We start from the raw sequence: 7145 nt of genomic DNA on the forward strand, positions 1-7145 counted from the left end.
GCCGCTGATCCCGACCAGCGGGTTTTTCACCTCGTGTGCGATGCCCGCTGCGATCATGCCAAGGGTAGCAAGCCGGTCGGACCGCCGCATGCGCTCCTTGAGCTCCCGGACGCCGGCCTGATCGCGGATAGTCAGGATCACACCGGCGGGAGCGCCGCTGTCGTCCTCGAGCACGCTCGTGACAAGACCCACGGGGTGGGGCGGTCCATGCCTGACAGCCAGCTCCGCATCATAGTCGGAGTAGGACCTTCCCGTTGACAGCGTTTTCGTGATCTGGCTCACGACCGCGGGATTGTCCGAAAATACGGACCCGATATTCTTCCCGGCCGCGTCCGCCGATGCGATCCCGGTCACCTCCTCGGCAGCCCGGTTCCAGACCAGCACCGTCCCCAGCACATCGGCTACGACCACGCCGTCAACGAGGCCCGTGAGAATGTCCGCGGTCAGGTCCTGTATCCTGGACGAAAGTGTCCCCATGAGGTATTGATATCACAACGGATTTGAGTATTCAAGGGATTTCATGGTATAGTGCTCTTGTGCTGACTGGGCGCAATACGTGAGGAGCATGGGGTTCCGAGTTCCTGGCCTTATGCTGTGCGCGATTCGCTCTGTACGACGCCCCCCTGCGCCAATCGCCATGCTCGACGCCCGTCTCTTATTCGTCGCTGTCGTCTGGGCCGTCAACTTCGCCTTCGTGAAGTACGCCCTGGCCGACTTTTCTCCTTTGAGCTTCACGGTCGCGCGGTTCGCGCTCGCTTCGCTGTTGCTCACCGGGGCGATGCTGGCCTACCGGCAGCCCCTGACAATGGACCGCAGCGATATCGGCCCGGTCATCAGGCTCGGCTTCACCGGCATCACGATGTACAATCTGCTGTTCATGTTCGGGCTGAAATACACCACGGCCTCGAACTCTTCGCTCTTCATCTCAACCTCACCGCTCTTCGCCGCCCTCGTCCTGGCCCTTACCCGGAAACGGGGCATCAGCCTGCCCGCGGCGCTCGGACTGGCGCTCTCGGCCGCCGGCGTCTTCCTCATCGTCCAAAGCGCGGGCGGAGTCACCTTCTCGCTTCGGGACATGGCCGGTGACCTCCTGACGCTCTGCGCCGCGCTCTTCTGGGCGCTGTATACAATCATGGCGCGGCCGCTGGTCGAGAAATACTCGCCGCTCAAGATAACGGCCTACAGCATGGCGGCGGGCACCATTCTGCTCCTCCCGCTTGGCGCGGCTGATCTCTCGCGGCAATCGTGGAACACGATCCCGGTCGAATCCTGGGCCGCCTTCTGCTTCTCGACGTTCATTTCCGCGGGCGTCGCCTTCACCCTCTGGTACGACGGGGTCAGAAGGCTCGGGGTGAGCCGGACCGTCGTCTACCACTACCTCGTGCCTTTGGTGGCCGTGGTGTTCGCCGCCCTGTTCTTGAACGAGCGGATCACGGCGCTTCAGGTCATCGGCGGCGGTATGATCCTTGTCGGCGTGTACGTGGTGCAGAAGAGCAGCGCGCTATGATCAACAAACAGATCGCCCGCATCCCCTTTTATGAGCAAAGCTCATGCCATTCGCCTCGTATGCGGCGGAACGTGCAACCGTACAATCTAATGAAAGAAACTCATTGCCTGCAACGCGCTGAATCCGAAGGCTTGCCCCGTCTCAGAGATCATTTAATAATCACCTGAGGCGTACATGGGCAGTTATCCGGCAGAAACGGCCTCAGCATACACAATGCCTCGCCTCCGCAATTTACGTCGTATAACCGCTCTCCCCGTGCTGGCTGATATCGAGGCCTTCCGTCTCCTCGTCCTTCGTAACCCGCAATCCCATAGCCAGGTCGATAGCCTTGAACAGGACGAGGCTGACGACGAAGGAATAGACCGCGACCAGCGCCACGGAACCCGCCTGTATCGCCAGTTGATTGGGATTGCCGAAGAGCAAGCCGTTCGCTCCCGCTGCGTTGATGGCGAGGGAAGCGAAGACGCCGGCCAGAATGGTACCAAGCGTTCCTCCGACGCCGTGGACCCCGAACGCGTCAAGGGAATCATCGTACCCGAACTTCGTCTTCGCATTCAGCGCCGTGTAGCACAGGAGTCCTGCTGCGGCACCGATACAAAGTGCGGCCATGGGCCCGACGAAGCCGGCGGCCGGCGTGATCGTGGCAAGGCCGGCAATGGCGCCCGTGGCAGCGCCGAACATGGTCGGTTTGCCGCGGTGGAACCATTCCACGAGGACCCAGGTGAACGTCGCCGAGACCGCGGCCGTATGGGTCGTCACGAAGGCCATGGTGGCCAGTCCTCCGGAAGACAAAGCGCTTCCCGCGTTGAACCCGAACCAGCCGAACCACAGCAAGCCCGCGCCGAGCACGGTCAGCGGCAGATCATGGGGCGGCATGTGCTCGACCAGGAACCCCTTTCGCTTGCCGATATAGAGCGCAGCGGCCAGGGCAGAGAACCCCGATGTCGCGTGCACGACGATTCCGCCGGCGAAATCCAGCACGCCCAGATGCTTCAGCCACCCGCCGGCGCCCCAGACCCAGTGAGCGACCGGATCATAGACGAGCGTGGTCCAGGCCAGGCAGAATACGAGGTAGGCCGAGAACTTCATCCGCTCGGCAAAAGCGCCGCTGATGAGCGCCGGGGTGATCACCGCGAACATCATCTGGTAGATCATGAACGCGAGATGCGGGACGGTGGGAGCATAGTCTGCGTTGGGGGCGAACCCCACGCCCTGCAAGCCGGCCCAGCTGAGATCGCCGATGATGCCCCTCAGGTCGGGGCCGAAGGCGAGCGAATAGCCGAACAGGAGCCACTGGATGCTGACCAGGGCGATTGCGATAAAACTGTGCATGATGGTGCCGAGAACGTTCTTCCGCCTCACCATGCCTGCATAGAACAGGGCGAGACCCGGTGTCATGAGCATGACCAGCGCCGTCGAGACCAGGACCCAGGCCGTATCGCCCGTATCAATCTTTGCCGCCGGGGCAGTGCCTTGAGCAAGCGCGAGGGATGGAATCATCACACCCGCGAGCTGCAGAAAAACCCCATTCCTGAAACCCTTTTCAGACATTATCAATACCTCCCTCGAAACGGATGATTATGAATCACGCACGTGTTCTAATATTAAGCAATGCTCATGCCACGGCATGTGCAAATGCCATTCACGACAAAACACGTTGAATTCATTTATTTACCATCCGTAAAAGAGCGGTATGATAACGTCTCCTTATGGGGTTCTCGTGATTACTATTTGAGCACATGAATAATAAATAATCATGAGCTTAAAAGAGAGGCGATCTGGGATCGCCTCTCTTTTGACCATACGTTTCTACAGGTTATACGCCTTCTCTCCGTGCTGGCTTTCATCGAGTCCGACATACTCATCCTCGCCGTCGACACGGATGCCCACAATGGCTTTGATTACCTTGAAGATGATGAAGGTCATCACTCCGCTGTACAACAGGGTGACTGCAACCGCTTTGATCTGGATCCAGACCTGTATCGGATTTCCATACAAGAGGCCCTTGCCGGCTTCGTTGATTGCCGGATCGGCAAAGACGCCCGTCAGGATGGCACCGATGGTCCCGCCGACCCCGTGGATGCCGAAGGCGTCGAGCGTATCATCGTAACCAAAGGCCGGCTTCATTTTCGCAACGGCAAAGAACGGGATAACCCCTGCCGCAATGCCTATGATGATCGCGCCGCTGATGTTGACGAATCCCGCGGCTGGCGTGATGGCGACAAGACCTCCCACCGCGCCCGATGCAAGGCCGAGCACCGTCGGCTTCCCGGAATGCATCCATTCAACGACCATCCATGCGATGGCGGCTACGGCCGTTGCCGTGTTCGTGTTGATGAACGCCGCCCCTGCCAGACCGCTTGCCGCCAAGGCCGAGCCAGCGTTGAACCCGAACCAGCCGAACCATAAAAGGCCGGCACCGGTCACCACGAGGGTCAGGTTATGCGGCATGATCGCCTTTTCCCGGCGCTTGCCGAGCAAGAGTGCCCCCACCAGCGCTGCAATGCCCGCGTTGATGTGCACTACCGTACCACCTGCAAAGTCCAGCGCTCCCGCCTTTGCAAGAAAACCGTTACCCCATACCCAGTGCGCCACGGGAAGATATACAATCGTCATCCACAGCACTGAAAAAAGCAGCCACGCGGAGAACTTCATGCGCTCGATATATGCGCCGCTGGCAAGAGCCACGGTAATGGCGGCAAAGGTAAGTTGATACGCGATAAAAATATACTCAGGGATCGTCTTGGCCAGGTCCGAGATGCTGTTCGGTCCCACCCCCCTTATGAACAGTTTCGATGCTCCCCCGATGATGCCCTTGATATCCGTGTCGAACGAGAAGGAGTAGCCGTAGATGACCCAGAGCACGCTTACGATGCAGAACGTGACAAAGGTCATTGCCATCGTATTGAGCGAATCCTTTCTCTTTGCCAGGCCACCGTAGAACAAGGCAAGCCCGGGTATGGACATGAGCATGACCATCGCCGTGGCCACGATCATCCAGGCTGTATCCCCGCTGTCGATCTTCGGCGCAGGAGCTGCCGCTGTAGCGGCCGGCACCGGTGCTGCCGCTTCCTCTGCCATGATCACGGCCGGAGCGGCCCCAAGCAGGAATGCGAGAAGAACGGCAATTACAAACGCTTTTCCATATCCAATCTTTTTCATTGTGCAATCCTCCCTCGAAAGTCGGAAACCCGAGCTTACAGTGCCGTGTCGCCGGATTCGCCGGTCCTGATCCTGACCGACTCCTCCACGTTCAGGACGAATATTTTCCCATCCCCGACCTTGCCCGACCGTGCGGCTTTTACCACGGTATCAAGAGCGGTTTTTACCATGGCATCGGGGACCACGATCTCGATCTCCACCTTGGGAACGAAATCGACGGTATATTCAGCTCCGCGGTACAGCTCGGTGTGGCCCTTCTGCCTGCCGAACCCCTTGACCTCGGAAACGGTCATACCCTGCACCTTCAGCTCCGCCAATGCTTCCTTTACGTCGTCCAGCTTATAGGGCTGGATGATGCATTTGATCAGTTTCATGCAAGCTTCTCCTTCCTCCTCGGATAGTTCGATGCTGCTCGAAATCTTCACTATGGTCACTATGGTAAGTAGCAATGTGCATGCCAATTGGGCATCTGATTGCAAGACGAGCAACGCCCTGATTTTACGCATTGATTTCACCGGTCCCGAACAGGGGCCTTCCCTCACTGCTGCTGAGCCAGCAAGTATTTTAATCACCTGTCTAAAACATGAGCATGTCGGACGCCTCCCGTAAGGCGTCGTCCCTGATGCGTATCCCATCCCGGAGAAGTGGCATCCCGCCGTGTGGCCTGCAAGGCCCCGATCCAGCGTAGCGGCCCGGTGTTCCCGGGGGACAATCATTTCTCTTGACATGGAATTTTTATTAGTTTAGAATTTATCTAATCTGAACTCGCTCCCGGCCCGACATGGAAAAGAACCGCGACAAGCAAATAAAAATGACGCCACAACGGATAGCGATCTTCGACTATCTCGAGGGCAACAAGGCGCACCCGTCGGCAGATGAGATCTACCGCGCCGTCTCGAAGAAATATCCGACCATGTCCTTTGCCACCGTCTATAATACGATGTCCGCCCTGCGGGACAGGGGTGCGGTCCGGGAGCTAGCCGTCGACCCGGCGAAAAAACGCTATGACCCCGACACGGTCGCGCACAACCACCTGATCTGCGTCGGATGCCGGCGCATCGTGGACGTTCCGATGACCTGCGAAGTCAGGCTGCCGATGCGCCTTCGCCATGATTTCACCATGCTGGACAACCACGTGGAGTTCCGCGGTTTGTGTCCGGCCTGCCGCAAGCGGTCAAAATAACCAAAAGCAAGGAGGCTTTCATGTGTGTAGACCATAAAATCACATGCACCTGTGGCAAGAACAGCGCCAGTTTCAATTTCAAGGACGATCTGCTCCCCGTTGAGGTGGTCAGCAGGCTTTACTGCCCTGCCTGCTCATCTGCCGTCGGGTATGATCCGGGGACGATGCTCTCCGACAACGGCTGGATCATCGAGTATGACATGGACATCGCCCGGTTCGCGGCGAAAACCGTGACGCGCGAGCGGGCCGTAAACCCGGAGTTCCTGTTCGATGAGGGATACTGCTGCTGGCGGGGTGTCTACCCGAACGATCATATCGATTCGGCCCGGGAGCGGGAGGAACTGATCAAGCTTGCAAAGACCGATCCCCGGAAATACTTCGAGGAGCTGAAGAACTGGGGGAACAAACGGATGGAGCGGCTGGCCCGGGAGGGATGGAGGAAGGCCCATGAAACAGAACCCCTCAACGCATAAGAAACCCTACACCCTGATTGCGCCCGTGGAAGAACTCCGCGGGCTCATCACTACCTGCCCTCGCTGCGGAGGCGAGGTGGAGCTCTGGTCGCAGGAGGACGAGACCGTCTGCGTGTTTTGCAACCACAAGGTCTTCGAACGGCAGACGACGAACCATTGATCAGGAGCGCGACGGAGAGGAACACATGACGGTCGGCATTGAGAAGATCCCCGGCGGTTTCAGCGTGGACGGGCTGGAGCTCAGGAATGGGAAATGCGGATGCACCGCCGTGCTCCCCTGCTGTTACAGCTGGTCGAAGGTAAAAAAATCGGCGCAGGGTCTCATCTATGTGGGAAAGACCGCGGAACCCGGCGCCAAGGAACTCTTCACCTGGGGATACACCGTGCGGAAGGGCGACTTCATTGTCGAAGTGACCATGGAGGACGCCCGCGACAAGAAGATATTCTCGGGCTATTACCCCCCGCCGCTGGGCGAGTGGACCGCGCGGGGATGGGAGGTCGTCAGGAAGGAAGGCGAGCGCGAGGACTTCGGCATGTGGCGCTGCTCCGCCTGTAAATGGCTTTACAAGAACAGGGACCACCGGACGAGGTTCGAAGACCTTCCCGATGACTGGAGATGCCCGGTCTGCAAGGTGGGTAAACCGTCCTTCGAACAGGTCGGCTGAACCCGCAACAATCTGCCTGCCAATACCCGCGTTTTCTGATATATTTAGTATCGACTGTTCTTCATAACCCTATGACCGGGAGGTAACCATGCCATACGCAGCGAAGGATTACGCGAAGCTTGTCGGGATGCAGGGGTTCAGCGAAAACCTGCTCA

General features: G+C 58.6%; 9 protein-coding genes. 5 read left to right on the forward strand and 4 right to left on the reverse strand.

Going from position 1 to position 7145, the window contains the following annotated elements:
• Nucleotides 1-477: PAS domain-containing protein (locus VL197_11985; GenBank protein ID HUJ18699.1), on the reverse strand; the 477-nt coding region annotated here is incomplete at its 3' end.
• A 160-nt stretch (nucleotides 478-637) separates the two neighbouring features.
• Between VL197_11985 and VL197_11990 the strand changes: the two genes are divergently transcribed.
• Complete coding sequence (locus VL197_11990) at nucleotides 638-1507, forward strand: DMT family transporter (protein ID HUJ18700.1); 870 nt, start codon at nucleotides 638-640, stop codon at nucleotides 1505-1507.
• 231 nt (nucleotides 1508-1738) lie between these two features.
• Here the strand turns inward: VL197_11990 and VL197_11995 are convergent, their stop codons facing one another.
• From VL197_11995 to VL197_12005, 3 genes are all read right to left on the reverse strand, one after another.
• Nucleotides 1739-3058, reverse strand: a complete 1320-nt coding sequence (locus tag VL197_11995) for an ammonium transporter (protein ID HUJ18701.1) — start codon at nucleotides 3056-3058, stop codon at nucleotides 1739-1741.
• A 258-nt stretch (nucleotides 3059-3316) separates the two neighbouring features.
• A complete protein-coding gene (locus tag VL197_12000; GenBank protein ID HUJ18702.1) occupies nucleotides 3317-4588 on the reverse strand; it encodes an ammonium transporter in 1272 nt (423 codons plus the stop codon).
• 116 nt (nucleotides 4589-4704) lie between these two features.
• The gene (locus tag VL197_12005) at nucleotides 4705-5043 is read right to left on the reverse strand and encodes a P-II family nitrogen regulator (GenBank protein ID HUJ18703.1); all 339 of its coding nucleotides are present in this window, start codon (nucleotides 5041-5043) and stop codon (nucleotides 4705-4707) included.
• A gap of 437 nt (nucleotides 5044-5480) precedes the next feature.
• Here VL197_12005 and VL197_12010 point away from each other — a divergent pair, with 437 nt between their 5' ends.
• From VL197_12010 to VL197_12025, 4 genes are read left to right on the forward strand one after another with little or no spacing between them, the layout of a single operon-like run.
• Complete coding sequence (locus VL197_12010) at nucleotides 5481-5852, forward strand: transcriptional repressor (GenBank protein HUJ18704.1); 372 nt, start codon at nucleotides 5481-5483, stop codon at nucleotides 5850-5852.
• Between the two features lie 20 nt (nucleotides 5853-5872).
• The gene (locus VL197_12015; protein HUJ18705.1) at nucleotides 5873-6325 is read left to right on the forward strand and encodes a hypothetical protein; all 453 of its coding nucleotides are present in this window, start codon (nucleotides 5873-5875) and stop codon (nucleotides 6323-6325) included.
• Nucleotides 6300-6485 (forward strand): hypothetical protein, encoded by a 186-nt coding sequence (locus VL197_12020; protein ID HUJ18706.1) that lies wholly within the window; start codon nucleotides 6300-6302, stop codon nucleotides 6483-6485. Before VL197_12015 ends, VL197_12020 begins: the two co-directional genes overlap by 26 nt.
• Nucleotides 6486-6510: 25 nt before the next feature.
• Entirely contained in the window at nucleotides 6511-6990 is a 480-nt protein-coding gene (locus VL197_12025; protein ID HUJ18707.1) for a rubredoxin, read from the forward strand.
• Nucleotides 6991-7145: the final 155 nt, after the last annotated feature.

Source organism: Nitrospirota bacterium, from assembly GCA_035516965.1.
Lineage (GTDB): Bacteria > Nitrospirota > UBA9217 > UBA9217 > UBA9217 > MHEA01.